Source organism: Lysobacter terrae (assembly GCF_054782215.1).
Window position 1 is genome coordinate 123374 of record NZ_BAAGSX010000001.1, and the last position, 25601, is coordinate 148974.

The window sequence follows — 25601 nt, forward strand, 5'->3', positions numbered from 1 at the left end:
AGGTTGCTTCCCCCGTCCTTTTGCCCCGTAACCGTGTCGGTATGGTGCCGCGGTCCTACTTGGTAGGCCGGCACATGCCGCAACGGCAACGATAAATTTCTTGGGAAAAGGATCGCGCATGAACAAAATGACCATCGCATTGGGCCTCACACTGGCGGCCCTCGCTTCCTCCATGCCCGCGCAGGCCGGCAAGCTCGGTTCCCTGCTTGGAAACGACAAGGCACTCAACGCCGGCAGTACGGCCATCAAAGGCCTGACGCTGAGCGAAGCGGATATCAAGAAGATGTCCGCAGAATCCATGGTCGAAATGGACAAGAGCAATCCGATCGCACCGGCGGGCAGCGCATACGCCAAGCGCCTGGCCAAGCTTGCCAAGGGGTTGCAGAACGAAGACGGCCTCAAGCTCAACTTCAAGGTCTATATGGTGAAGGACGTAAATGCCTTCGCTACAGCGGACGGTTGCGTCCGGGTTTTCGCCGGCTTGATGGACCTCATCCCCAACGACAACGAGCTGATGGCGGTGATCGGACACGAAATCGGCCACGTGAAGAAGGGTCACTCCGCCGAACACTTCAAGGCGGCCTATCTCACTCGGGCGGCACGCGAGGGCGCCGCTGCGGCGGGCGGGAATGTCGGGGCCTTGGCTGCTTCCGAACTGGGCGCGATCGGCGAAGCCGCGATCAACGCGAAGTTCAGCCGTAGCGGCGAAACGGAAGCCGATGAGTATGGAGTCGACTTCCTGCGCCGCCACAAGATCGATCCGGTTGCTGCGGTCGAAGTGATGAAGAAGCTCGGCGGCGGCAAGCGCACGGGACTACTCGACAGTCACCCCGCATCGGAGCAGCGCGCCAAGAATCTGGAGCGTTATATCGCCGACAAGCATTGAAGCGGTTGTTGCTCGCGATCACCGCGCCTGCTTCAACTGCTCGATCAACGCCATCGCCGCCGCCGGGTTGCGCTCCTTGGCGGCGCTGATGAAGAACACGTACACGTCGCGCCGTTGCGCGGGCGGCGTGCCGTTGGCCGAGATGTAGGGCAGGTCGTCGGGATGCTGGCCGTGCGCCCACTGGCGGGCGCGGTGCGCCCAGTGTTCCAGTTCTTCCGCGGTGTAGCCGCTTGCGATCTCGCTGCGCGAGCGCATCAGGCGCGCGTAGACGAAGTCCGTGGTGATGTCGGCGAACGACGGGTAATCGCGCGAGTCGGTGAACACGGTGCCGAGCTTGCGTTCGCGCATCAGCGCGATGAAGCGCGCATCGACGAAGGAAGAATCGCGCACGTCCAGCACGTGGCGCAGACGGCGTCCATCGACTTCTTCCGGCAGCAGGTCGACGAAAGCGGTGAAGTCTTCGCGCTCGAGCTTGCGGCCGATGTCGAATTGCCACACCACCGGGCCGAGGCGGTCGCCCAGCGAGGCGATGCCGCCGAGGAAGTCGTCGATCTGCGCGCCAGTCTTCGCCAGCACGCGCGACTGCATGATCCGCATCGGCGCCTTCAACGAAAACACGAAACCCTCGGGCGTCTCGGCCGCCCACTTCGCGTACGTGGCTGGTTTCTGCGCGCCGTAGTAGGTGCCGTTGATCTCGATGGCGCTGAGATAACGCGAGGCGTATTCCAGTTCGCGCCGCTGCACGAGGCCGGCGGGATAGAAGTTGTTGCGCCAGGGCGCGAAGTTCCAGCCGCCGATGCCGACGCGGATGCCGTCGACGGCGGGCGTCGCTGCGGGGAATGCTTCGAGCTGCGGACGGGAACTGGCCACGGGTCAACGGACTCCTTGTGCGGCGGCGGCTTCGCGGGCGGCGACGCGGTCGCGTACGGCCGCCAGCATCGCATCCAGGGTGTTACGGTCCAGGTAGTCGCCCTTGAGCACGACCGCATGGATCGCCCGCGTGGCGCGGATGTCCTGCAGAGGATTACGGTCGAGCAGGAGGATATCGGCCACCTTGCCGGCGGCGATGTCCGCCGAGTCGCCGTCGTGGCCGAGGAAGGCGGCATTGTGCAGGGTCGCCGACTGCAGGGCCTGCAACGGGGTCAGGCCATAGCGCACGAACTCCGCCAGCTCATCGTGCAGGCCGATGCCGGGGTAGTCGTAGGAGTTGAGGAAGCCGGCGTCGGTGCCGGCCAGGATGGTCACGCCGGATTGCTGCAGCAGCGGCAGCAAGGTGGCGCTCTGCTCGTACACGCGATGGCGCGCGGCGATGGCTGCCGCGTCGTCCTTGGCGGCGCGCTCCACGCGCCAGGCGTAGGTCGCCTTCAGTCCGGGGCCGATGTAGTGCAGGTAGTCGTCGCCGCGATGGTCGTCCTGGTCGAGGTAGGCGGTCACGCGACTGCCATAAAGCGTCGGCGTGATAGCGGTACCGCGCGCCGCGAGACGGCGATAGACGGCCAAGGCCGTAGTCCGATCGAACGAGTCGGCGGCCTGCACCAGCGCGTCGCGATACGGCAGCTTGCCGGCCGCGGAGGCGTCCGCGATTTCGCGCTCGCGCGTGGAGCCGGCCTTGAGCGCATAGCCCATGTGTTCGATCGAATCCAGGCCTGCGGCGCTGACCTCGTCCAGCATGAGCGACATCGGCACGTGCGCCGAGGTCTTCATGTCGCGCCGCTCGGCTTCCGCCAGCGCGGCCTTGAACAGTTGTGGCGACAACGCGCTGTCGGTGATCTTGACGAAGTCGACCTGCATCGCCTGCAGGCGGTCGAAGGCGGCGCGCAGTTCGGTTTCGTCGGCGACTTCGATGTCGCCTGGCCAGATCGAGCCTTTGCCCTCGATCTTGGGGCCGGAGGTGTAGATCGTGGGCCCCTGCAACTCGCCGCGCTTGATCTGCTCGCGCCATTGCAGGACCTGCTCGCTGAGATCGCCAGCCGCGTCGCGCACGGTGGTCATGCCATGCGCGACGTACAGCGGCAGCAGGTCGCGGTTCTCGTCGATCAGCGCCTGGCCGCCGCCGAAGTGCACGTGCATGTCCCACAGGCCGGGAATGGCGAACGTGCCGCTGGCGTCGATGCGGCGGGTGGCGTCGTATCGGCGCGCCTCGCGCTCGTCGGCCACGGCGACGATGCGGTGGTCGCGCACGGCGATGTGGCGATGTTCGAGCAGGCGTCCGTCGTGCAGGTCGATGACGGTGGCGTTGTCGATCAGCAGGTCGACTTGCTGGGCGGTCGGCGCGGGTTCGTTATGAGCGCAGGCGGCCAGCAGGAGGGTGGAGAGGAGCAGGAGAGAGCGTTTCATTGCACGGGGCTCACGCGGGAGCTAAAGCAAAGTCCCTGGATCCCCGCCTGAAGCACGCGGGGATGACGAACCGGCAAAGCCGGGCGCGCTTGCGCACGCCCGGCTCGATTCGTCACTGGATCGGCTCATCCAGCATCAGCTCGCGGGCGAAGCGCACCGGCGGCGAACCGAACGACAGCACCTTGTCGTGGAAGGCCTTGAGGTTGAACTTGTCGCCCTCGCGCTTCTGCACTTCGTTGCGCAGGTCCAGGTGTTCGCTGTAGCCGACGAAGTAGGTCGGCAGCTGGGCCGAGGTCAGCGATGCGCGCACCCACTTGCCGGCGGCCTCACGCTCCTGCTGGAACGTGGTCACCGTCATCAGCTTCATCGCGTCCTCGCGGCTCATGCCGTCCACGTGGATGGCCTGGTCGAGGATGGCGTTGGCCATCGCGCGCAGCGCCCACTTGCGCTGGATCAGCTGCATCAGCGGATCGTTGTTCATGTAGCCGGCATCGGCCATCACCTTCTCTCCATACATCGCCCAGCCTTCGATGAAGGAACCCGAGCCCAACACCGCGCGCAGCGTCGACGGGTACTTGTTGGAGTGCCACAGCTGCAGGTAGTGGCCCGGCATCGCTTCGTGGATGCTCAGCTCGTGGATCGAGCGGGTGTTGTATTCGCGCAGGAAGGAATCGACCTGCTCGGGCTTCCAATCGTCCGGAATCGGCGACACGGCGTAGAAGGTGTCCAGACCCTTGTCGAGCGGGCCGGGCGAATCGCAGTACGCCACCGAGACGCCACGCTGGAACTCCGGCATCAGGATGATCTGCACCGGCGTATCCGGTGCGCTCACCAGCTGCTTCTCCTTCACGAACGCCGTGGCTTCCGCCGTGGACTGCTTGGCGAGCTCGACCACCTTGTCGCGCGCCGGGCGATCGGCGTAGGCCAGTTCGAGCGCGGCCTCGATGGTCTTCTGCTGCTGCTCGTCGCTGGGTGCGTCGGGCATTTCCTTCGGCGCCGTCGGCTTGCCGGCCAGCACCTTGCGCGCGATGTCGTACATCTCGGCGCGGGTCTGCTTGATCGCGGCTTCGGCGCGGGTGCGGATTTCCTTGCGGGTCAGCGGCGAGTTCAACGCGAAGGCGAGCTTCTCGTCGTACAGCTTCTGGCCGATGCGGAAGTCGCCCTTGGCGTTAGGCACCAGGGTCTTGTCGAGCCATTCCTGGTTTTCGGCGACGGCCTTCTTCAGCGCACCGGCGGCGGCCTCCAGGTGCTTGCGGTCTTCGCCGCTGAGCTCGCCTGCGTGCGGCAGGATCATGTCGTCGATGATGCTGTTGATGCCGGCGTTCTGCTTTTGCACGGTCTCGGCGTGGATCTTCGGCACGCGTGCGAGGTCGAGGTTCTCGCGCATCTGCGCGAACAGCGCCGGGATCTTCTCCATGCGCGCGGTCGCCGACTTCAGCCGCTGCGGCATCGGCGCGAAGTCGCGCGCCATCAGCGTGTACAACGCGCCGCCGGCCAGGCTGTTGTAGACCTGCGGGTCCCACGCCCAGCTCTGCAGCGTCTCCATCTGCCAGATGTCGTAGCGGACCTGGTTGCGCAGGATGGCGAGGTCGACCTGGTTCTCGCGCGAGAGCTTGGCGGCGTCGAGCGTGTCGATTTCGGTCAGCATCTGCTTGCTGAAATCGACGAACTTCTGCCGGCCCGCGGCGCTGAGGTCATCGAGACGATCGTCGAAGTCGTGGCGGCCGGTCTGCGTGGCGCTGACCGGCTGCTGCTCCAGCCAGCCGTCGAGCCAGCGCTTGGAGACGTCGGCGAACTTCGCATCGGCCTGCGCGGTAGCGGCCTGCGTGGCCGCGGCCGGCGTGGCGCTGCCCGCCGGGGCTTCCTGCTTCTGGCAGGCGGACGTGGCGATCAGGACGGCCAGCGCGATCGAAGTCGGAATCGCGGTTCGAATCGCGGAAGGAACATTCGCTGGGAAAGACGGACGCAGGCGCATGGGTGGAGACGTCTCGATAGGGCGGCACAGCCGCGACATTCCGAGGATATCGTTACGCCGACCACCCTGCGCGGGCCACTAGGCCCGGTTCACAGGTCCGGGAGGCGACGGGACCGACGCGGCAAACTCGATCGGCGCGGGCGGGATGCGCGTTCTTCCTTTGGAGCGGCGATGACTTCCGCGGTCGCCAGGTCGGCCAGGCCATGCAGGCGCGCACTGCGGCCCCAGGCCAGCGATGCCACCATCAACTGCGTGCACGCGAAGGCGAGCAGCCAGCCCGGCCATCCGTCCACCTCCAGCAGCGTGCGCAGGCGCAGGAAGCCGAACGCCAGGCCGTGCCCGACCAGGGTGGTGCCCAGATACACCACCATCGTCGCGCCCGGTCGCCGCAGCAGCATGTGCAGACCGCGATGCCAGGCTTCCAGCACGGAGCGCAGGGCGAGGTCGGCGCCGAGCCAGCCGCGCCCGGCTTCCATCGTGACGTGCACGAGCAGCACGAACAGCAGCGGCAGGAACCAGCCGGCATCGGCCAGCGCGAGCGGTTGCTCGGAGACGGGAACGGAGGCGGCGTTCTGCACCATCCATTCGATGCCGAGCATCGCGGCCACGCCCAGCGCCGCCGCCACCATCATCAGCAGCAGCGACCAGGCCAGCATGCGCAGCATGCGCAGGTATTCGCCCAGTCCGGCGCGGATCACGCCACCCAGGCGCAGGCGATACACCGTGCGGATCTGCGCGACGATCATGCCGGTCAGCCACGGCGACAGCAGCACCGCCAGCAGCAGGCCGAAGCCGGCGCCGGCGGCGAGCAACGCTTCCTCGCCGCGCATGGCGGTCAGGGCCTGGGAGAGGAAGTCGCCCGATGCATCCGCTGCAAGCGTTGCAGCCTGCGGCGAATGTCCGACGTTGAGATAGAGCCACAGCACCGCAGGCAGCGCGACAATGGCGGCGGGCAGCCACACCATCAGCAGCCACGCGATCAGCAGCTGTGGGTGGAAGCCGCGGCGTAGTCCGGCAAAGAGCGCGCCCCAGCCGCTGCGTGCATGCAGCGCCGCGACCTGCGCGCTAGGCGCATCCGCGGCCGGTGTCGCATCGGGAGTCATGCCGGGCGGCGCGTGATCGGTAGGCTGCGCGCTCATAGCAGCGCCACCCATGTCGCGGCGATTTCGACCCAGGCGGCGACGGCTTCGCCCCACCGCCGCACCGGACTGAGATCGGCCTGCACGGTGCGGCCGTCGTCGAGCTTGTCCGGATCGAGCGTCACCTGCCGCTGCGGATCCAGTTGCGCGGACACGGCCGGCGACGGCGTGTTCCATTCGAAGCGGACCGGATTGCGCATGTCGTCCCATTGCACGCTGCGCGTGCTGCCGTCGGCGAAGGCGACGGTGAGCGTCTGTGGCACTTTCGCGCCGTCGCGTTGCACGACGACTTCGGTGCGATACGGGAAGGGTCGGGCGCCGCGCGGGTGCCGGCGCCACTGCTCGCGCGTTGCCCGGATCGCGCGGCGGACATCGTCTTCGGTCGCTTCGGTGCGAACGTCGCCGCGCAGCACATAGCCCGGTTGCGGAAGCTCCTCGTTGCTCGCGAACCGCACGATGCGATCGTCGGCGGCGAGGCCCGCATCCATGATCGCGAATGCGTGCAGGAATACATCGGCGCGGCCGCTGCCGTCGGCCATCAGCCAACGCACCTGGCCCGTGTCCGGATAACCCGCGCGTGCACCGCGACGCCAGGCACGGAAGGCGCGGTCCATGGCCGGTGCGCCGATGCGCTGTTCCAGATCGTGCAGCACGCGCGCCACGTGATTGGCGCGCGTGGCTTCCGCATCCAGCCGCTCCTGCACGTGGGCCCGTTCGGCGCTGAAGGCGGTGATCCACGGCGCGACCAGGTCGCGCAGCCAATGACCCGTACCGATGTCGTTGCGGCCGCCGTTTTCCGCCTGCAGGAAACGCGTGGACCAATAGCGCTGCACGCCATTGCGGAAGGCGTCATCGGTGCCTTCGGGCAGGTAGGCGAGACCGATCGCACCCAGCACGTCGCGCTGCAATGCGCCGTTGGCGCCGGCGTCCGGCGTGCGGGCAGTAAACAGCCCGGGTACGGCGCGATTCGACAATGCGTGCGTGCGATCCGAGGCCACGACCGCGGTCAGCGTGTGGGTCGGATACGCGCCAAGCGCCAGCGTGTAGCGCGACAACGCATCGGCCATGGTGCCCAGGACGTTAACCGCCGTCGCCGTGTGGCCGGGCCGGTAGAACACGCGCAGCGTGACCGGCCCGCCTTCGCTGGGGTAGTAGACGTATTCGAGCGGTTGCGCGAAAAACTGCGGATCGGTCGCCCAGGCGAAAGTCGTCGCATCTTCCTGCGTGTAGCGATACAGCCGCCGGCCATTGCGCGCGCGTTGTGCGCCGCGCGCTTCGCCGCTGGACGCCGCGACGTAGCCGTAGGGCATTTCCAGTTGCACGTCGAAGTCGGCGCGTTCGCGTGCGCCCAGGCTGCCGATATAGGCCGGCGCATTCCAGCGTAATGCCGGTGCGCCCTGTTCGCCCGGCAATTGCAGCGTCGCGATCTGCGGGAACCAGCCGAAGGCGGCGGTGAAATCGCCCGAGTGCCCGCTCGGAGCCCAATCGCCCGGCAGGCGCGAGACGAAGCCGATGTCCAGCGTCGCCGTTTCGCCAGGCGGCACCGGAAACGGTAGATCCATGCGCACCACGCTGCGATCCGCAGCGGGACCGTCCGGCGCCGGTGCCGGGATCCAGGGCACGTCCACGCCGTCCTGGCGCAGCTGGGTCAGGTCGCTGTAACCCCATTCCCCGGACGGCACTTCGATGTCGATGCCGCGCGCGCGTTGCGCGCTCATGTAGCGCGTGCCGTAGCTCTCGAACGCGTTGAGGTCCAGGTGCAGGTACAGCGTGCACACCGTCGCCGCGCTGCGATTGCGCCAATGCACGCGCTCGCTGCCGCGCACGACGTGCCTCTTCGCATCGAAGGCAGCGCCGATTTCGTAGCGCACGGTGCGCTGCGGCGACCGCAGCGGAATGGGCGCGCGCGTCTGCAGGTTGGCGAAGGAGTTGTCGCCGTCCAGGGCCACCAGCGGGATCGCGGGACAGTGCACGGTTTCTGCAGCCGCCCAGGCCGAGGCGGGAGGCGCGACAAATACGAGCAAAGCGCATGCGAGCACAGGGCACCGGGCCCACTTGTGCAGAATTTCCCTGGACATCGCCGCCGCCACGCGCCGCCGCATCGCCGCGGGTCCTACTCGCCCCATTCCTCGTCGGATTCGAACTCGACGATCACGTCCAGCTCGAACGCCAGCGCCTCGACCGCCACGCGCACCTTGCGCGCGGTGGAATCGTTGGGCGCCTCGATCTCCAGCTCGTGCACGCCTGGCCCCTGATCGTCGGGCAGGCCGGCGGAGCTGGAATCGTCGTCGTCCATGTGGCCCATGAGGTCGGCGACTTCCTCGACGTGCTCGATGCCCTCGATGCTCGCCAGCAGATTGCTGATCGCGCGCGCATCGTCCTCGCTACCGGTGATCCGCATACGCAGTTGTGGCATGGAAGGCCTCCGCTTGGGCCGGTTCAGGCTAGGCGTGGGCGGTGGAAGAACGCGTGATGGGAGCATAATCGCCAGCGAGGTCGCGCCTGGGCGGTTCGTGGCAAAGCGCAGGGCTGGGAGGCAGAGGCTCCATGACGAACGACGTTCGGCCAAATGATGGGCTATTGGCACCCTGGATGAAAAGTCCTGGCGGCAAGGTGCTCCTGCTGGGGGCGCTGGGTTTGTTGCTGCAGCAGGTGCCGGTGTTTTACACCGCGACGCTGTTCGGAAACGTGGAGCCTGGCGTATCCCTGGTGCAGTTGCACGTCGGGTTGCTGCTCGCGATCGCCTTGCTGGAACGCGACCGTCGGGTCCTTGCCGGCGTTGTCGTGATCTTGTTTTTCGGTTGGCTGGTGCGGGGCTATTGGCAGGCATACCACATGGCGATAGCGGTGCCGACCGGCATGGTTGCGCATGCGTTGAGCTGGGCTGGTTGTTGCTATGCGCCAAATGGATGGGTTGGCCCAAGCTTCCGGGTTCAATGCGAGTCGACACGCGGGATCTGGCCAGGTTCGCGGGCATAGGCCTGCTGCTGTGCCCCCTTGGGCTGACCGCGATTGGCGCGGCATCCAAGTTCCGAGCTTACCCGGGCGACGAGATCGCCACCGCGGCGGTGGAGGTGCTATTCGCCAAGCACTTCGGCGTGGCCATCATTACCTTTCCTCTGGTGATGGCATGGTGCGAGAAGTCGGCGCCCAAAAGGGAGAGGTTGTCGACACGCGAGTGGCTTTGGCCGGTGCTGCTATGCGTGAGCGTTATCGGCAGCCTCGCCGCGAGCAAACGCATTCACGAAGCGCTGAGTGCCCCGGGTAACGGCGGTATCGTGCTGATGGACTACCGCTTCATCCTGTTCGTGCTGCTGGGTTGGTGCGTGTGGCGGCTGCGACCGCGATGGTCGATGCCGTTGCTGTCGCTCAGCCTGTTCGGGATGGTGTTCGCCATGTCTAGCGCGGCCACCCAGAACGGGACGCCATTAGGTTTTCTCAACCTTGCGCACCTGGCCATCGAACTCAGCGTGCTGTTGATGGCGATGCTGTATTTCCTGGTGTTCGAGCGCGAGCGGCGCGAGCTCGCCTTCGCCCAGGCGAAGGAGCGTGCCGATCGCGCCCGGGAGGCATTGGAAAGATCGCGTCTGGACCTCGCCCTGGCCCTCGAAAGCGGCCAGCTTGGCATCTGGCATTCGGAGGTGCGCAGCCGGACGCTCATTACGGACCAGCTCGACGTCGAGATAGATGTCGACGCCAATGCGCGCCGGATTTGGGGCCTGCCTTCCGATCAGCGGATCACGCGCCGTGCGTATCTGGAGATCCTGCATCCCGAAGATCGCGATCGTGCCCTGGCCAGGATGATGGAAGCACTAGCGCACGACGACGGCAGCTACTCCGACACTTACCGCATTCGCCGGGGGGGCGAAGTACGCGTGGTCGCCGTGCGCGGCGCTTTGGTCGCTCGCCGGGGCGCCTCGACCGACGAGGAATTGCGCTTCACCGGCATCGTCCGCGACATCACCGACGAGGAGAACCTCAAGGCAGACCTGCGCCAGAAGGCCCACGAGGCGCAGATGGCGACCGAATCGAAGGCCCGCTTCCTGGCGATGATGAGCCACGAGATCCGGACGCCGATGAACGGCATCGTGGGCATGATCGAGCTGCTGGCGGACACCCTGATGGGACCTACGCAGCAGCGCATGCTGAAGTCCTGTAAAGACTCGGCGTTCGCCCTGTTGACCATTCTCAACGACATTCTCGACTTCTCGAAGATCGAGGCTGGAAAGATCGATCTCGAACATGCATCCGTGTCTTTGCGCCGCGTGGTCGAAGGGGTGGCAGAAACGCTGGGAACGTATGCCTCGCAGCAAGGCATCGATTTGAACGCCCATGTTGCCCCCGAGGTACCGCGATGCGTGATGAGCGACGAGGTACGGCTGCGGCAGATACTCACCAACCTGGTCGGCAATGCCATCAAGTTCACCGAGCGAGGCAGCGTAACGGTGTCTGTCGGTCTGGAGGAACACGATCTCGAGGGCCGTGCGGTCATTCGCTTCGACGTCGTCGATACCGGCATAGGCATGAGCGCAGAAACCGTGCAGGCGCTGTTCCAGCCGTTCCATCAGGCGGATGCGGCGACGACCCGACGTTTTGGGGGAACGGGCCTGGGCCTGAGCATCGTCAAGCAATTGGCCGAACTGATGGGCGGCACAGTGGAATGCGAAAGCAAACCGTCGCAGGGCAGCCGTTTCAGTGTCGTCATTCCGATGCAGGTCGTGCCAGTCGGCGAACACGATAGGATCGAGTCGATGGCCGCGGAGCCCGGCGGTGCCAGCGCGCGGATTCCCGCGACGGTGACCGCCGAAGTCGGTGAAGTCTCTCAGTCACCCGTCCGCGAGGGAGAGGAGGCCGCCCAGCGACTGATCCTGCTGGCCGAGGACAACGCGGTTAATCGTGAGGTTATTTCACTCCAGCTTGCCCGGCTCGGTTATGCCTGCGACATGGCCGAAGATGGTGAGCAGGCATGGACCATGCTGCAGTCGGGCATTAGCCGCTATGCACTACTGCTCACCGATGGCCATATGCCGCGTCTGGACGGCTACGAGCTCACGCGACGGATTCGCGATTACGAACACAGCGTCGGTGCGCCACCTATACCCATCGTCGCCATCACCGCGAGCGCACTGCAAGGCGAGGGAGAGCGGTGCCTGGAAGCGGGGATGAGCGCCTACCTGACAAAGCCGCTGCAAATGCAGGAACTCCAGCGCTGCCTTGCCCGTTTCCTTCCCGAGGCCGTCAGCTCGTAGGCATCACTTCTTCGGCGTCCGCACCGGCAACGGCACGTTGCACAGGTCGATATGCCCCGCGGGCCGCTTGTACCACTCGTCGCGACGATTGCGGCGGGCTTCCACCAGCTGGGTGAAGGCGGGCGTATCCGTGCGCAGCAGCTCCAGCGGCACACGGTCGTTTTCCGGTACTTCGGAGGCCAGACGGATCGCCTTGATCGGCGTGCGCTGTTCGGGCTTCTCGTAGAAGCCGAGCGGGCCGGTGCCGCGCGGCAGCACGGAGAGGAATTCCATGCCCTGCACGACGCGGCCGACCATGGTGATGTTGCGATCGAGCTGGCGCGGCGATTGCCCGGTGACCACATACAGTTCGGTGCCGTTGCTGGAATCGGCCGCGACGTCGCGGCCCGCGCCCACGGCGCCGTAGCAGTGCGCCAGCCAGGTCTTGCCGGCCTGCGGATCGCGCGCGGCAGGCATGCCGTCGGCGAAACCGACCTGCGGCGCCCAGCCGTCGCTGTCGGGCAGGCGGGTGAAGTTCACGCCCTTGCTGCTGCGCTCGAATTCCGCGGGTAGTTTCGCCTTGGCCGTGCCCAGTGGCTTCTTCTGCTTATCGTCTTCGGCCGCGTCACCCCATTGCACGACGAAGTTGTCCTGAGAGCGATTGATGCTCAGCCCGTTCCAATAGCCTTCCCTCGCCAGCGAGCGGATGTTGGCGGCGTGTGCGGGCGCGAAGTTCGGCGCCAGTTCGATCACGACACGGCCGGAAGCGAGATCGAGATAGAGCGTGTTGGCCGGATCGAGCGTGCGCCAATCCGCCGGCTTGGTTGCGTCGAGGATCTCCTGCATGGACTTGGGCTTGGTGGCCGGGGTGTCGGCCTTCGCGGCCGGTTTTGCGGCTGCGGCCTTGTGCGTCGCTGCTTTCGCGGCGGGCTTCTTCGGCTTGGCGGCGTGGGCGTTGCAGGTGAGGCCGAGCAGGGCGGCAAGCAGGGCTACGCGATGGACTTGCATGGAATCTCCTGGGGTCGCGGCGATGCGGCGCGGTATCCGCGCGCTGTGCGGTCATTCGCGGCGATAGTCGCCGCGCATGAACTCGGTGAAATCGGCTTGGCCGGGGAAGCGGTTTTCGATGAGGAAGCGGTAGCTGTCGCCGGCGAATTCGTAGCGATAGCGCGCTTCGCCGCGCGGGGTCTTCTTCTCGAACAGCAGCGTCTCGCCGTCCCAGCGGCCGCGCGCGGGGTCGGGCGGAAAGCCCATGCTGTCGAACCACCACCACAGCACGTCGCCGCTGCCCGGTTCGATCAGGAAAATGCCGTGGCCGTGGAAGCTGGTGCGACCATCCTTTTCTTCCTCGTACTCCTGGATCAGCGTCATGCCGTCGAGCGCGACGCGGCAATGCGTGCGACCGATCGCGGCGCCGCCTTCGCCCCAGGGTGAAGGGGAGAGCTGCTCGTCGCCAAGCCATCGGCCTTGCAGACGGGAGAACAGGCGCTCGTGTTCGGCGCCGGGACGCGGCATGTCCATGGTTGGTTCTAACCCAGGCTAGGGAAGGGGGCGAGGATAACCAAAGCCGTAGGCGGCTACGACACTCCCTCGCCCCGCTTGCGGGGAGAGGGACAGCTTCGCGCAGCGAAGCAGGGTGAGGGGATGTGCTGCCGACTGTCACGATCTACGGGCGGGCAGGCGGCGCCGGTGGGCAGTCGCGACACGCCGTGAATCCGTCCATGGAGGCTTCTCGGCGGCATCCATGCCGCCGACAGTCGCGCCTACCCACCGACACCGCCTGCCCTCACACACATCTCGGTTGGTCGGCAAAAAAAAGCAACAGCAAGTCGTCGCGTTTGCAGGTGGCTATCGCGGTGACTTGCGCGCGCTCTTCTTCGTCGACTTCTTGCGGCCACGCGCACCGCCGGTGCGCTTGTTCACGGTGGCCCAGCCGATGCGGACACTTTCCTCGATGTGGCCGGGCGACAGTGGCCGTCGGCCTGCGGCCATGACCAATGGCCTGTCATGACTAATGGCAGAGCCGGTATAGCGAAGTAAGTAATAGTGTTTGCTTCAAGCTACCGGGACTGGACCGAGCCATGACCCCCGCCTCTCTCGATTCGTTAGACAGCCACCTGCGGAAGTTCCAGAAGGAGCTCAGCGCCGGCACCGTTTCGCTGGCCTTGCTCGCCGTCCTGGGCACGACTGCCGAGCCCATGTACGGCTACCAGATCGCCAAGCGCCTGGAGCAGCAAGGCGAGGGCGTGCTGAGTGGCAAGCAGAGCGCCCTGTACCCCGTGCTCCGCAATCTGGAGGGCGGCGGCTTGCTCGACAGCTTCGTCGAGCCCTCCGTGTCCGGCCCGCCGCGCCGCTACTACCGCATCACCGGAACCGGGCGCGAAGCCCTGCGCGACTGGTCCGCCGCGTGGCGCGCCACCCGCGATTCCGTCGACGCCGTCCTGCAGGGCGTAGACGCCCTTACTCCGCCTGCTCCGCATCAGCCTGCTCCACATCAGTCTGGGGAAACCAAATGAACGCCACTGTCCTACCCACCACCATTCCCGATTACCTGGAGCAGTTGCGGCGCTCGCTGGCCGGTGCCGATCCGGCGCTGGTACAGGACGCGCTGTACGACGCGGAGGAATACCTGCGCTCCGAGCTGACTGAAAACCCGGGCAAGTCCGAAGCCGAGGTGATCGCTTCGGTCGCCGGCAGCTACGGCGCGCCGGACGAAGTCGCGGACATCTACCGCGACACCGAAGTCAAAGTGCAAAGCGCACTGCGAACGCCGACCACGCGTCCTGCGGCCACCCAGCGCTCGTGGGCGGCGCGCTTCTTCGGCGTGATCGCCGAGCCGCGCACGTACGCGTCGCTGTTCTACATGCTGTTGGCGCTGGCGACGGGCATCTTCTACTTCACCTGGGTCGTCACCGGCGTGTCGCTCTCGGGCGGGCTGGCGGTGCTGATCATCGGCATTCCCTTCGTGATCCTGTACTTCGGCTCGGTGCGGATCCTGTCCCTGGTCGAAGGCCGCATCGTCGAGACCATGCTCGGTGAACGCATGCCGCGCCGGCCGTTGTATTCCACCCGCGGCAAGCCGCTGATGGAGCGGATCAAGGAGTTGTTCACCGATCCGCGCACGTGGGCGACGCAGCTGTACTTCCTGTTGATGCTGCCGCTGGGCATCGCCTACTTCACGATCGCGGTGACGGGGCTGTCGACTTCGTTGGGCCTGATTGCCGCGCCGGTGGTGGCCCTGTTCGGCGGCAGCGCGGGCGGGATCTGGATCGACGACGTCAACGTGATCGGGATCGACGGCTGGTGGATGCTGCCGCTGTGCTTCATCGTCGGCGTGGGCCTGCTGTTCCTGACCCTGCACATCGCCCGCGCTGTGGGTTATCTGCATGGCCAGCTGGCGAAGCACATGCTGGTGAAGACGTCGCAGTACGACTGATTAGAGCTCGCTTCGCTCGCGCCCCTCATCCGCCTGCGGCACCTTCTCCCCGCACGCGGGGAGAAGGGAAAAGCATGGGTTGTTCGCTTCTCCCCGCTCGCGGGGAGAAGCTGCCCGAAGGGCTGATGAGGGGCGCTTTTGCTTTTGACTTAAGACCCCGAATACCGCGCAATGAAATCCCGCACCTGCGGATACACCTGCGTCCGCCAGCGGCGGCCGCTGAAGATGCCGTAGTGACCGGCGCCTTCGACGGTGAGGTGGCGGTGATCGGGTTCCGTGATGCCGGTGCACAGCGCGTGCGCCGCGCGCGTCTGGCCCTGGCCGGAGATGTCGTCCAGCTCGCCCTCGATCGTCATGATCGCGGTGTCCTTGATCGCGCCGGGATCCACGCGCTCGCCGCGCACCACCCATTCGCCCTTGGGCAGCAGGTGGCGCTGGAAGACAACTTCGACGGTTTCCAGGTAGTACTCGGCCGGCATGTCGAGCACGGCGTTGTATTCGTCGTAGAAGCGGCGATGCGACTCGGCGTCGTCTAGGTCGCCCTTCACCAGGTCCTGGTAGAAGTCCCAATGCGACTGGAAGTGGCGTTCCGGATTCATCGCGACGAAACCGCCGTGCTGCAGGAAGCCCGGATAGACGCGGCGGTTGTGTCCCGGATAGTTCGGCGGCACGGCGTGCACGAGATTCGCCTCGAACCACCACAGCGGTTTCTCGGTGGCCAGGTCGTTGACCTTGGTCGGGTTCTGGCGCGTGTCGATCGGGCCGCCGAACATCACCATCGAACGCGGCGTCTTCTCGCCGCGCGCGGCCATCAGCGACACCGCGGCGAGCGTGGGCACGGTCGGCTGGCACACGCTGATCACGTGCAGGTTGTCGGCGCCGATCGTGCGGATGAATTCTTCGATGTAGGCGACGTAATCGTCGAGGTGGAACGGGCCGTCCTCGAGCGGGACCATGCGCGCATCGACCCAGTCGGTGATGTAGACCTTGTGGTCCTGCAGCAAAGTCTTGACGGTGTCGCGCAGCAGCGTGGCGTGATGTCCCGACAGCGGCGCGACCACGAGCACGGACGGATCGTCCTTGAAATCGGTGATGCTGCCCGGGTCGTCGGCGAAGCGCTTGAAGCGCAGCAGGCGGCAGAACGGCTTCTTCAGCACTTCGCGTTCGACGACGGGAAAGCTCTTGCCGTCCTTCTCGATCGCGTGGATGCCGAATTCCGGCTTCTCGTAATCCTTGCCGATGCGGTAGAGCAGTTCGTAGCCGGCGGCCAGGCGCGAGGCGCCGGGGAGCGAGGACAGCCAACTGCCGGACGCGCCGAACATGCGCGAGTTGGCCTCGGCCCAGTAATTCCACGGCTGCATCCAGGCGCGGCCGAGTTCGTGCAGGTGATAGAGCAGCATTCGCGTAGGGGCCCCTGAACCCCGGCCGGCGCCATATGACGCACCGCAGCATAGCCGATGGGGGCGGGTGGTTTGTGAAGCGGGTCGCGGAACGGTGCGTCGCCGGCGCTATGGGTTCCCTGCGGGGCAGGCGGTGCCGGTGCGTATGCGTGACACGCCGTGAATCCGTCCATGGAGGCTTGATCGGCGGCATCCATGCCGCCGACAGTCACGCATACGCACCGGCACCGCCTGCCCCCCACACATCGTGGGCGCTTCAGTCGTCCACTTCGAGCGCGGTGGCGTGGCCATGCAGGCCTGGGGACAGCCACAGGTGCGAACCGATGCGCTGGAAGCCGAGCTTCTCGAAGCGCTTGCGGTAGAAGCTGGCGGGCCGGTTGCGGAAGTCGTGCTCGTCACCTTCGGCGCCGTCCTCGCGGACGAAGGTTTCCAGGAAGGCGACGCCGCCGCACAACTCGGCCAGGCCGGGCAGGCCGCGATCGAGCTCGCGCGCGTCGAGGTAATGCATCACGTCGCTGCAGACGAGCAGGTCGACCGGAGGGCAGGGGCGCAGCAGCGCGAAGTCGCCGAAGTTCGCCAGGTGCAGGTTGCGGCGCGCACCGTAGCGGCGGATCGCGTACTCGCTGCCGTCGAAGCCGAGGTAACGCGCCTTGGGGCGCAGCTTCAGCAGCGGTGCGCGCCACACGCCTTCGCCGCAGCCGATGTCGAGTACGGTGCGCAGCGGGCGCTCCAGGTGGTACTCGGCCGTCGCCACTGCCATCGCGACCTTGCGCGCGAGCCGCGCGCGATCGCCGATGCCGCGCTGGCGGTACCAGGTGTCGAAGTAGTGTTGGTCGTAGCGTTTGGTCATGGGGCTGGAGCGCAAGTCGTTCATGTCATGCTATCGCGACTCTTCGGGGAACCCGCATGCAAGCCTATTTCTGGACCAAGACCGCCCACGTCGTATTCGTCATGGCCTGGATGGGCGGCGTGTTCTATCTCCCGCGCATCCTGGTCAACCTTGCCGAAGCCGGCGACGATGCGGCCGTGCGCGCGCGCCTGGTGCTGATGGGGCGGCGCCTGTATCGCTTCGGCCACATCATGTTCGGGCTGGCGCTGGTTATGGGCCTGGCGCTGTGGCTGTACTTCAAGGTCAACGGCGGCTGGCTGCATGCCAAGCTCGGCCTGGTCGCGGTGATGCTTGCTTACTACATCGTCGCCGGGCGCTGGCTGAAAGGCGTCGAAGCCGGCCGCGCGCTGCCTTCCTCGCGCACGCTGCGCTGGTTCAACGAGTTGCCGGTGTTTTTGCTGATCGCGATCGTTTACCTGGTACTGGCGAAGCCGTTCTGAGGCTGCGATGGCCGAGGAGGCCTAGAACTGGCTCCCGAAAGTAAACTGCAGCCGTTCAATGTCGTCGTCCTCCTTTTGCCGGATCGGCAAGCCGTAGCTGATCGAGATTGGGCCCATCGGGGAACGCCACCGTAAGGAAAGCCCAGTCGATGCGCGGATGTCTCCACTATCGATGGTGTCCTTGTCCTTAAAGACATTGCCGGCATCCAGGAACCAGGCCAGTTGTGTTCCGTGCGCGGCTTTGCCGAACAAGCCCGGGACCGAGAACTCGAGCCCCGCCAGTGTCTTTACCTGACCACCGGTGGGACGGCACTCGTTGTAGTACGTCACGTACTCGCAGGGACCCAAGGTGTTATCGCGGAAACCGCGCAGCGAACCAGCGCCACCTGCGTAGTAACCGCGATAGAACGGATAGCCGATCTGATCGCCATCGCCGTACGTATCGCCGTACCCCAACTCGCTACGGGTGAGCAGAAGCGTGGGGCCCATGCGCCAGTAATGCCGTGCTTCAAAGTCGACCTTGTAGTAGGTAACGTCCGAGCCAGGCAGCGCGACCTCGCCTGACAAGCTGTAGTAGGCGCCACCTGTGGGCGTCAGCACATCGTTGCGCGTATCGCTGGACCAGCCCGAACGTAGGGTCCAGCTATCAATGCGATTGGTCCCCAGGTTATCCAGGAATGTAAGGTACGAAGGCGGGTAATAGCCTTCGTAGAGGTATAGCGTTCTCGTATCCCAGCCGAGGCCTACGGTAAAGGCGTTGTTCTCCGACAGTGGAATCGTTGCGGACGTGTTGACCGATCCTTGTTGCGAGTCGTAACTGCTTTCGTCGTCGCTGTCATACCGGGTCTTCGACCAATTGACCCCGTAGCCAAATCCCACGCCGAGATCGCTGAGGTAGGGTTCGGATACGGTGAAGCCATATCGCTCGGACGAGCTGCTCCGGGTTACGTTCACACCGAAAGTGCGGCCTGTCCCGAGAAAGTTTCGCTGAGTGACACTGAGCGTGGCCGTGATGCCATCGTCTTGCGAGTATCCCAGGCCGGCTCGGAACTCGCCCGAGGAGGCTTCCTTGACCGTGTACAGCACGTCCACTTGGTCATTGCGATCGGGTACAGGCTTGGTCTCAACCTCGACCGACTCGAAGAGCCCTAGGCGCTGCAAGCGAATCTTCGAGCGATCGATTGCGGCCTGCGAGTACCAACTCGCCTCGAGCTGACGGAGTTCCCGCCGGAGAACCTCTTCGTTGGTGCGATTGTTGCCCTTGAAGGAAATCTGTCGAACGTTGACTCGCTGCCCCGGGACGACCTGCAGGTTGATGCCCACGGTCTTGGTTTCGCGATTCACGTCCGGAACCGTATTGACCTGCGCGAACGCGTAACCGATGTTGCCCAGGGTCGAGGTGATCGAGTCGGAGGTCAGCTCCAGCAGGCGGCGGGAGAAGATCTGCCCGTCACTTACAAGCACCAGCTTCTCCAGCTCCGCCTTTGGGAGCACAGTCTCGCCCGTCAGCTGCACCGACGAGACCTTGTACTGGTCGCCCTCGGAGATGCCGGCGGTGATGAACATGTCGGTGCGATCGGAGCTGATCGCCACTTGCGTGGAATCGATGTTGAAGTCGACGTAGCCGCGGTCGAGATAGTAGTTGTTGAGCTTTTCCAGGTCGCCGGAGAGCTTCTCGCGCGAATACTGGTCGTCTCGCCGGTACCAGCTGAGCCAGTTGCGCTCGGCGGATTCCCAGGTGTCGATGATGTCCTCGTCGGCGAACTTATCGTTGCCGATAAGGTTGATGTGCTGGATTCGGGCGGCCTTGCCTTCCTTGATGGCGATCGCCACGTCGACGCGGTTGCGGTCCAGGCGCGATACGGTCGGGGTGATCTCGACGTTGTACTTGCCGCGGTTCTGGTACTGCCGCGTCAACTCCTGGCCCATCTTGTCGAGCACGAGACGATTGAACGTGTCGCCTTCGGCCATCCCGTTTTCGCTCAGGCTCTTGAGCAGGTCTTCGCTCTGGATGTCCTTGTTGCCGGTTACTTTCAGTGCGTTGATCGCCGGGCGCTCCTGCACCGTGATCACGAGAATGTCGCCCTGGCGATCCAGGCGGATGTCCTCGAAGAATCCGGTCTTGTAGAGCGCGCGGATGGCTGCGGCAGCCTTGGTCGAATCGACGGTGTCGCCCCGCTCAATGGGGAGATAGGTCAGGACAGTGCCCATTGCGATGCGGCGCAGGCCATCGACACGAATATCGGAGACGACGTGCAAATCCTCGGCATGTACGACGCCGAGAAAGGAGTACATCACCGCGGCGAATAGAAGCCGGCGAGGCGGCAAGGGGCTCGATACCGGCCGCATCATGCTTTAGCGGCCTCGATGGGGGCAGGCCAACCGGCGCCCAATGCTTCGTACAAGTCGACCAACGCGCGATAGCCGCGCGCACGGACTTCGATTTCGCGGTCGCAATGACCGTGGTAGAGACGGTTTGCGTGAAGCATCGCCTCAAAATCGGGTTGGCCGGCACGCATCTTTTGCACCAAGGCGCTCGCGCGATTGCCGGCCGACAGGGCTGCGGCGCGCGCCGGAGGCGACTCGCCAATCGCGGATGTCAGGACAGCTAGCGCGCGTTCCACTTCACAGACGGCCCGGTCGAAGGCCTGCTCGCGGCGGATCGCATCTACACGGGTCTGGTGTGCGTCTTCGTTTCCCTGCGACGGGGCTTGAAGCGCGGCCGCTAGTAGATCCGGACGTCGTAGTTCCAACGCATCGGGCGTTCCGGACGCGGGGATGGCGGATATTGCAGGCGACAGCATGCGTCCATCGACCCGAGTCAGCACCAGGTCCAATGGCTCCCCGACCAGCCAAGCGAGTCCGGCCAGCGCTGCGTCGCGCTCGCCCTGCACGCGCACCCGATGCAGGTGGAGTTCGGGAAGGTCAGCGGCTTGCGCCGAGTGGCTCGCGTCGAAAGCGCGATCCATCGGCGGGGCATGCCCGTATTGCAGCAATGCGCACTGATGGCGGATGGCGAGTTCGACGCAAAGAAGGCGTTCTTGTAATGCCAGTACGTCGACATAAGTGCGCGCAGTGGCCGCGACGAGGCGAACGCGTAAGGAATGAAACAGCACCCATGCCTTCAGGCAGTCGGGCTGCGTCGCCACGTCCTCCAACGTTCCGGTTAGCGCGACGCAGGCTTCAGTGACGCGCAACGACGCCAGGGACAATTCGGCATTCTGTTTGAGGCACGCCTCGATGAAGTGGTTAAGTACCTCATCGTCGAAGGTTTGCCACCACACCTGTAAGGTTGATTCATCGACCTCGTGCTGCGTTGCGTAGTGGAACCGCCGCATAGGTTCTACGCCGCCGGAATCCGTTCTGGGCCTCGCGGAAATATCGGTAGCGAAAAAGCCGTGCGGAAGCGGAGTAGGAATGCTCATCGAGATGCTCGGATAAAAGAAGGCGCCCGCCGCTGTGATAGCCAGCGGGCAAAAGACGGATGCAATCCGCATCCAAGGGCGCACGGCCCAGGAGTTTTTTGCGTCGCAGGATCCGCTTTGGCTGCTAGGGCGGCATCGTGGTCTGTACGCGGTTGTAAAGGCGTTCCAGATCCAGTCCGCCAGGAATGGGGATCTGGCCACCGGCCACATGCGTTCGAACGTGTAGCTGCGTACCACCGCCCTCTAACGAATAGGTGTGCGTAATCGTCACGCCGTCGTCCGTATGGAACTCGATGACGAGATTCCCCGACGACAGCGTTGCTAGCGCTGTCAGGCCGTCGTTTCCGAGGTCTATCGCGCCGCGTTCGTAGGGCAGGATCACGGGATGGTCCGCATCCTTGCCCAAGGCGATCATTCCTTCGTCCTGAAGGATGAAGAGGTCTCCCTCCAAGGGCGCGGCGAAATCCATTTCTGGACGCAGCAGGCCGACTGCGTTTGGCGCCGGCATTTCGGGCATATCGGTCGGTGGTTCTTTCGGACCGCCGCCGGGCATGCTACCGCCAGGCATACCACCGCCCGGACCACCACCACCACCCGGACCACCATCACCACCCGGACCACCACCAGGCGGAGGCGCTGCGGGCTTCAGCTTGGCCATTCGCGCGCGCAACTGCTTACGCAGCTTCTTGGCGATCTTCGCGTTGGCGTCGCTATCAGGAGTCCATCGGCCGCTGTAGCCGGCGTATGCCACTACCGCTGGAGCATCGCTCGGATCTGTGCTCGCGATGCCCGTCGCCGGAAGGGATAGCGCGATGATAAGGCACAACAAAGACAGGGCCGCGCGCCTTGTGCAGACCTTCGGGACAACGGTCCTGCAGGTTGGCGATTGGCGCGTGGAGACTGGGCTATCGAAGACTGGCGTCGGAAACCGTAACTTCGTGACCGTGATCATTACAGGATGGCAATCTGGGGGAAGCCAAAGCGTCGCCGAAAGCAGCGTCAAGCGCGGTATGTTTTCTGTCTAGTTGCGTAAGCGTAGGTAAAGATCTGCTGGTCTACAGCTACGGTACAGAAAGCGCGCCGCTCCAACGTGACCAGCGATATCGTCCGCTCGAACCGCACCGCGCTGAATACAAGGCGCTCGGATTTGGCGGAGGATTTCGTCGATGCCAGACCTTCAAGCGGGCACCACACCAATACGTCGCCGATGTGCGCGAACACCACCGGGATCACAAGTGCGATGAATGATCATGAGCATGCTGCATGACTGGCCTCATTCGCGGGCCAAAGCCTCCACCGGATCGAGTTGCGCAGCATTGCGGGCGGGCAGGAACCCGAACGTCAAACCGATCAGACTCGAGCAGGCAAATGCCGCAACAACCGATCCGACTGAAAACACCATCGCAAAGCTGCCACCCAGAGCATTGAACAGATACCCGATGGCCAATGCCAGCATCACACCGAGCACGCCGCCGAGCAGGCAGACCAGCACGGCTTCGATCAGGAACTGCTGCAGGATGTCGCTCTGGCGTGCGCCCACGGCCATGCGCACGCCGATCTCGCGGGTGCGCTCGGTCACCGATACCAACATGATGTTCATTACGCCGATGCCGCCGACCACCAGCGCGATCGCCGCGATTGCACCGATCAACAGCGTCATGGTCCGTGTCGTCTGCTCGATCGTCTCGCGGATCTCGGCGGTATTGTTGAGAAAGAAGTCTTTGCTGCCGTGACGAATGGCTAGCAGCTTTGTGATCGACTGCTCGGCAGCGCCGATGGCCGCATCGTCGCTGACGCGGACCGTGATGCTGGAGACGTAACTCTGTCCGAGCATGCGGCCCATCACCGCCGTATACGGCACCCACACGCGAAGGCTGTTGCTGCTGCCGAATCCGCCGTTCTGTTTCTGGGTTACCCCGATTACCCGCGCCGGCATGTTGCCAAGCAGGATGATCTTGCCGATCGGGCTGACCTGGCTGTCGCCGAAGAACTGCTTGCGCGTGTTCGGATCGATCACCACGCTCTGGTCCATCCGTTCGACTGCGTCGGCATCGAAGAATGCGCCCTCGGCGATCTTCAATCCCTTGACCTGAAAATACTGATCACTGGCGCCATTGACCTGCATGTCCGCTGACCGGCTGCCGTAGCGCGCGCTGACCGAGGCGGACACGTTCGGAGTCGCACTATCGACGTAAGTCTGCGCCGCAAGTGCCTCGGCATCTTCGGCACGCAAGCTCTGCACCTTTCCCGATCGCATGTCGCCAAAGTCTTGCCCGGGATAGATGTCGATGGTGTTCGTGCCAAGCGAACTGATGTCGCTCAGAATGCGTTGCTGTGAGCCGTTGCCAAGCGCGACCACCGACACCACCGAGGCAATACCGATGATGATGCCGAGCATGGTGAGGAAAGTGCGCATGCGGTGGGCGCTCATTGCCAGCAGCGCCATGCGGATGGCTTCCAGTAAGCGGTCGCGCGCCGGTCGCCAGCGGTTATTACTCCCCATTACCCTCGTGGGCCTCGAGCTGCCTGTATGCGGTACGTCCATCTTGTCGGTGCGGCGGTCGGCAACGACCATCCCGTCGCTGATCTCGATGATGCGTTTGGCATGTTCGGCCACGGCCATGTCATGGGTGACCAGAATGATCGTGTGGCCCTCCGCGTTCAGTTCGCCGAGGATCTTCATCACCTCATCGCCTGATCTGCTGTCCAGTGCACCGGTGGGTTCGTCGGCCAGGATCACCTCGCCGCCGTTCATCAGTGCCCGGGCGATGCTCACCCGTTGTTGCTGCCCCCCGGAAAGCTGCCCCGGTGTGTGACCGGTGCGCTCGCCCAAGCCCAGGCGTTGCAACAGGGATGATGCGCGGGTCCGGCGCATCAATGCGGGAGTGCCGGCGTAGACCGCTGGCATCTCGACATTGGCCCTTGCGTCGAGATCGCTGAGCAGGTGATAGCGCTGGAAGATAAAACCAAAATGCTCGCGACGTAGCTGCGCAAGTTCTTCGTGCAGCATCTCGCCGGTTTCACGGCCGGCAACCTGATAGCTCCCCGACGTCGGCCGATCGAGGCAGCCGAGGATGTTCATCAATGTGGACTTGCCGGAACCGGACACGCCGACGATCGCGACCATCTCTCCAGCGTAGATGTCCAGATCGACGTCGTTGAGTACGACCAGCGTCTCGTCGCCAGACGGAAACTCGCGCCGCAGCTTGCGCAGCCGAAGGAGTGGGCGAATCATCCAGGTCCTCCCATCATCGTGGGCGGGCCCCTCCGTTGCTGGGCCTGCGTGGCGTCCGTGACTGCGGCAGCTTCGCCGACCACGACTTTCTCGCCCGCGCCCAGGCCGCCAAGCACCTGCGCGGTGACGTTGTTGTTGATCCCCACCTTGATCGTGCGAGGTATCGGCCGGCCTCTATCGTCCACGACTTGCACGTTGTAGCTGCCGTCTTTCGTCTTCGCGCCGAGCGCTGCTGCGGGAATGGTCACTGCGCCCTTGGCCTGCGCCATTACCACGTGAACTTGCGCAGTCATTGCAATGCGCAGCACACCGTTTGGATTGTCCACGTCAAACAGTGCGTTGTAATAGATGGCCTTGCTCGTGCTATCCGACGTGGTGTCGTTGGTTTCAATCGACGAAGGAGCAGGTTCCACCGTACGCAGCCTGGCGTAGTAGCGCTTTGTCGGGTCGCCCAGAATGGTGAAGTAGACCGCTTGTCCGGACCGCACCTTGATCACGTCCGCTTCGGAGATTTCCGCATTGATGGTGACCGTATCGAGCTTGGCCAGTTTCACAATCGTCGGCGCGGACTGCAGGGCATTCACTGTTTGGCCTTCCTTTGCGACCACGGCCACCACCGTGCCGTCGATCGGCGCCACGATCATGGTGTACCCGAGGTTGGTCCGAGCCGTGTCCAATAAAGTCTGGCTCTGCCTGATCTGGGCGTCCAACGCCGCGATCTGCGCCTGAGTCGAACTCAACGTGGCTTCAGCGCTGTCGTAGTCGGCCTTTGCGACCAACTGTCTGGCCACCAGCTGCTTCTGTCGCGCGAAGGCGAGTCGAGCCTGTTTGAGCGCGGCCATCTGCGCGCTGCGTTGGGCGCGCACACTGGCAATGGCGGCCTCCGCATTGCGCAGCGAATTTTCCTGATTGGTGGCGTCGATCTCCGCGATCACGTCGCCGGCCTTTACCTGGTCGCCCGGCTCCACCTTAAGCGACTTGATTTGTCCTGACGCCTGCGCACCCACGCTGACCAGCTTGGCTGCATCAATTGTGCCCGTTGCGATGACGGCGTCCTCGATGTCGGCAATGGTCGCCGGCGAAGTTAGGAGCGCTGGCGGTACCGGCGGACGCAACGACCAGAGGGCAAAGGCTGCTACGGACATCAGCGCGGTTGTCGTGCCGAGGATCCAGTGCTTTTTTGCTTTCGGCAGAGATCGCTTCATTTACGT

General features: G+C 64.7%; 22 protein-coding genes. 7 read left to right on the top strand and 15 right to left on the bottom strand.

Annotation, left to right across the window (positions count from 1 at the left end; translation table 11 throughout):
- Window positions 1-118: 118 nt before the first annotated feature.
- Window positions 119-886 carry a M48 family metalloprotease gene (locus ACYVJ8_RS00635; RefSeq protein ID WP_460708783.1) on the top strand — a complete coding sequence of 256 codons (768 nt, stop codon included), beginning with the start codon at window positions 119-121 and terminating at the stop codon, window positions 884-886.
- A gap of 18 nt (window positions 887-904) precedes the next feature.
- Here the strand turns inward: ACYVJ8_RS00635 and ACYVJ8_RS00640 are convergent, their stop codons facing one another.
- The 6 genes from ACYVJ8_RS00640 to ACYVJ8_RS00665 form a co-directional block, all read right to left on the bottom strand.
- Complete coding sequence (locus ACYVJ8_RS00640; protein ID WP_460708785.1) at window positions 905-1756, bottom strand: DUF72 domain-containing protein; 852 nt, start codon at window positions 1754-1756, stop codon at window positions 905-907.
- Window positions 1757-1759: 3 nt separating this feature from the next.
- Window positions 1760-3223, bottom strand: a complete 1464-nt coding sequence (locus ACYVJ8_RS00645) for an amidohydrolase family protein (RefSeq protein ID WP_460708786.1) — start codon at window positions 3221-3223, stop codon at window positions 1760-1762.
- A 112-nt stretch (window positions 3224-3335) separates the two neighbouring features.
- Window positions 3336-5198, bottom strand: a complete 1863-nt coding sequence (locus ACYVJ8_RS00650) for a DUF885 domain-containing protein (RefSeq protein WP_460708788.1) — start codon at window positions 5196-5198, stop codon at window positions 3336-3338.
- A gap of 89 nt (window positions 5199-5287) precedes the next feature.
- A complete protein-coding gene (locus ACYVJ8_RS00655) occupies window positions 5288-6337 on the bottom strand; it encodes a hypothetical protein (RefSeq protein ID WP_460708790.1) in 1050 nt (349 codons plus the stop codon).
- Window positions 6334-8310 (bottom strand): gluzincin family metallopeptidase, encoded by a 1977-nt coding sequence (locus ACYVJ8_RS00660; RefSeq protein ID WP_460708792.1) that lies wholly within the window; start codon window positions 8308-8310, stop codon window positions 6334-6336. Before ACYVJ8_RS00660 ends, ACYVJ8_RS00655 begins: the two co-directional genes overlap by 4 nt.
- A gap of 140 nt (window positions 8311-8450) precedes the next feature.
- A complete protein-coding gene (locus tag ACYVJ8_RS00665; RefSeq protein WP_460708794.1) occupies window positions 8451-8753 on the bottom strand; it encodes a hypothetical protein in 303 nt (100 codons plus the stop codon).
- Window positions 8754-8884: 131 nt separating this feature from the next.
- Between ACYVJ8_RS00665 and ACYVJ8_RS00670 the strand changes: the two genes are divergently transcribed.
- On the top strand, window positions 8885-9316 hold the full coding sequence (locus tag ACYVJ8_RS00670; protein WP_460708796.1) for a hypothetical protein: 432 nt from the start codon (window positions 8885-8887) through the stop codon (window positions 9314-9316).
- On the top strand, window positions 9274-11586 hold the full coding sequence (locus ACYVJ8_RS00675; RefSeq protein WP_460708798.1) for an ATP-binding protein: 2313 nt from the start codon (window positions 9274-9276) through the stop codon (window positions 11584-11586). Before ACYVJ8_RS00670 ends, ACYVJ8_RS00675 begins: the two co-directional genes overlap by 43 nt.
- 3 nt (window positions 11587-11589) lie before the next feature.
- Here the strand turns inward: ACYVJ8_RS00675 and ACYVJ8_RS00680 are convergent, their stop codons facing one another.
- Window positions 11590-12411, bottom strand: a complete 822-nt coding sequence (locus tag ACYVJ8_RS00680) for a peptidylprolyl isomerase (protein WP_460710967.1) — start codon at window positions 12409-12411, stop codon at window positions 11590-11592.
- Window positions 12412-12624: 213 nt separating this feature from the next.
- A complete protein-coding gene (locus ACYVJ8_RS00685; RefSeq protein WP_460708800.1) occupies window positions 12625-13086 on the bottom strand; it encodes a DUF1579 family protein in 462 nt (153 codons plus the stop codon).
- A gap of 560 nt (window positions 13087-13646) precedes the next feature.
- On the opposite strand from ACYVJ8_RS00685, the gene ACYVJ8_RS00690 reads away from it, so the two are divergent.
- Together ACYVJ8_RS00690 and ACYVJ8_RS00695 are read left to right on the top strand one after the other, a co-directional pair.
- Window positions 13647-14081, top strand: a complete 435-nt coding sequence (locus ACYVJ8_RS00690; protein ID WP_460708802.1) for a PadR family transcriptional regulator — start codon at window positions 13647-13649, stop codon at window positions 14079-14081.
- On the top strand, window positions 14078-15001 hold the full coding sequence (locus ACYVJ8_RS00695) for a sensor domain-containing protein (protein WP_460708804.1): 924 nt from the start codon (window positions 14078-14080) through the stop codon (window positions 14999-15001). Before ACYVJ8_RS00690 ends, ACYVJ8_RS00695 begins: the two co-directional genes overlap by 4 nt.
- A 149-nt stretch (window positions 15002-15150) precedes the next feature.
- Here the strand turns inward: ACYVJ8_RS00695 and ACYVJ8_RS00700 are convergent, their stop codons facing one another.
- Complete coding sequence (locus ACYVJ8_RS00700; protein WP_460710969.1) at window positions 15151-16398, bottom strand: polyhydroxyalkanoate depolymerase; 1248 nt, start codon at window positions 16396-16398, stop codon at window positions 15151-15153.
- A gap of 259 nt (window positions 16399-16657) precedes the next feature.
- Complete coding sequence (locus ACYVJ8_RS00705) at window positions 16658-17251, bottom strand: class I SAM-dependent DNA methyltransferase (protein ID WP_460710971.1); 594 nt, start codon at window positions 17249-17251, stop codon at window positions 16658-16660.
- Between the two features lie 56 nt (window positions 17252-17307).
- Here ACYVJ8_RS00705 and ACYVJ8_RS00710 point away from each other — a divergent pair, with 56 nt between their 5' ends.
- A complete protein-coding gene (locus tag ACYVJ8_RS00710) occupies window positions 17308-17730 on the top strand; it encodes a CopD family protein (RefSeq protein ID WP_460708806.1) in 423 nt (140 codons plus the stop codon).
- A 21-nt stretch (window positions 17731-17751) separates the two neighbouring features.
- On the opposite strand, the gene bamA is transcribed toward ACYVJ8_RS00710, so the two are convergent.
- From bamA to ACYVJ8_RS00725, 3 genes are read right to left on the bottom strand one after another with little or no spacing between them, the layout of a single operon-like run.
- The gene (bamA, locus tag ACYVJ8_RS00715; protein ID WP_460710973.1) at window positions 17752-20079 is read right to left on the bottom strand and encodes an outer membrane protein assembly factor BamA; all 2328 of its coding nucleotides are present in this window, start codon (window positions 20077-20079) and stop codon (window positions 17752-17754) included.
- Window positions 20079-21227: a hypothetical protein gene (locus ACYVJ8_RS00720; protein WP_460708808.1), complete on the bottom strand. Its 1149-nt coding sequence runs from the start codon at window positions 21225-21227 to the stop codon at window positions 20079-20081. The genes bamA and ACYVJ8_RS00720 overlap by 1 nt, the downstream gene beginning before the upstream one ends.
- 52 nt (window positions 21228-21279) lie before the next feature.
- The gene (locus tag ACYVJ8_RS00725; protein ID WP_460708810.1) at window positions 21280-22107 is read right to left on the bottom strand and encodes a hypothetical protein; all 828 of its coding nucleotides are present in this window, start codon (window positions 22105-22107) and stop codon (window positions 21280-21282) included.
- Window positions 22108-22245: 138 nt separating this feature from the next.
- On the opposite strand from ACYVJ8_RS00725, the gene ACYVJ8_RS00730 reads away from it, so the two are divergent.
- Window positions 22246-22422, top strand: a complete 177-nt coding sequence (locus ACYVJ8_RS00730) for a hypothetical protein (protein ID WP_460708812.1) — start codon at window positions 22246-22248, stop codon at window positions 22420-22422.
- A gap of 6 nt (window positions 22423-22428) precedes the next feature.
- Here the strand turns inward: ACYVJ8_RS00730 and ACYVJ8_RS00735 are convergent, their stop codons facing one another.
- A complete protein-coding gene (locus tag ACYVJ8_RS00735) occupies window positions 22429-24390 on the bottom strand; it encodes a MacB family efflux pump subunit (RefSeq protein WP_460708814.1) in 1962 nt (653 codons plus the stop codon).
- Entirely contained in the window at window positions 24387-25595 is a 1209-nt protein-coding gene (locus tag ACYVJ8_RS00740; protein ID WP_460708816.1) for an efflux RND transporter periplasmic adaptor subunit, read from the bottom strand. The genes ACYVJ8_RS00735 and ACYVJ8_RS00740 overlap by 4 nt, the downstream gene beginning before the upstream one ends.
- Window positions 25596-25601: the final 6 nt, after the last annotated feature.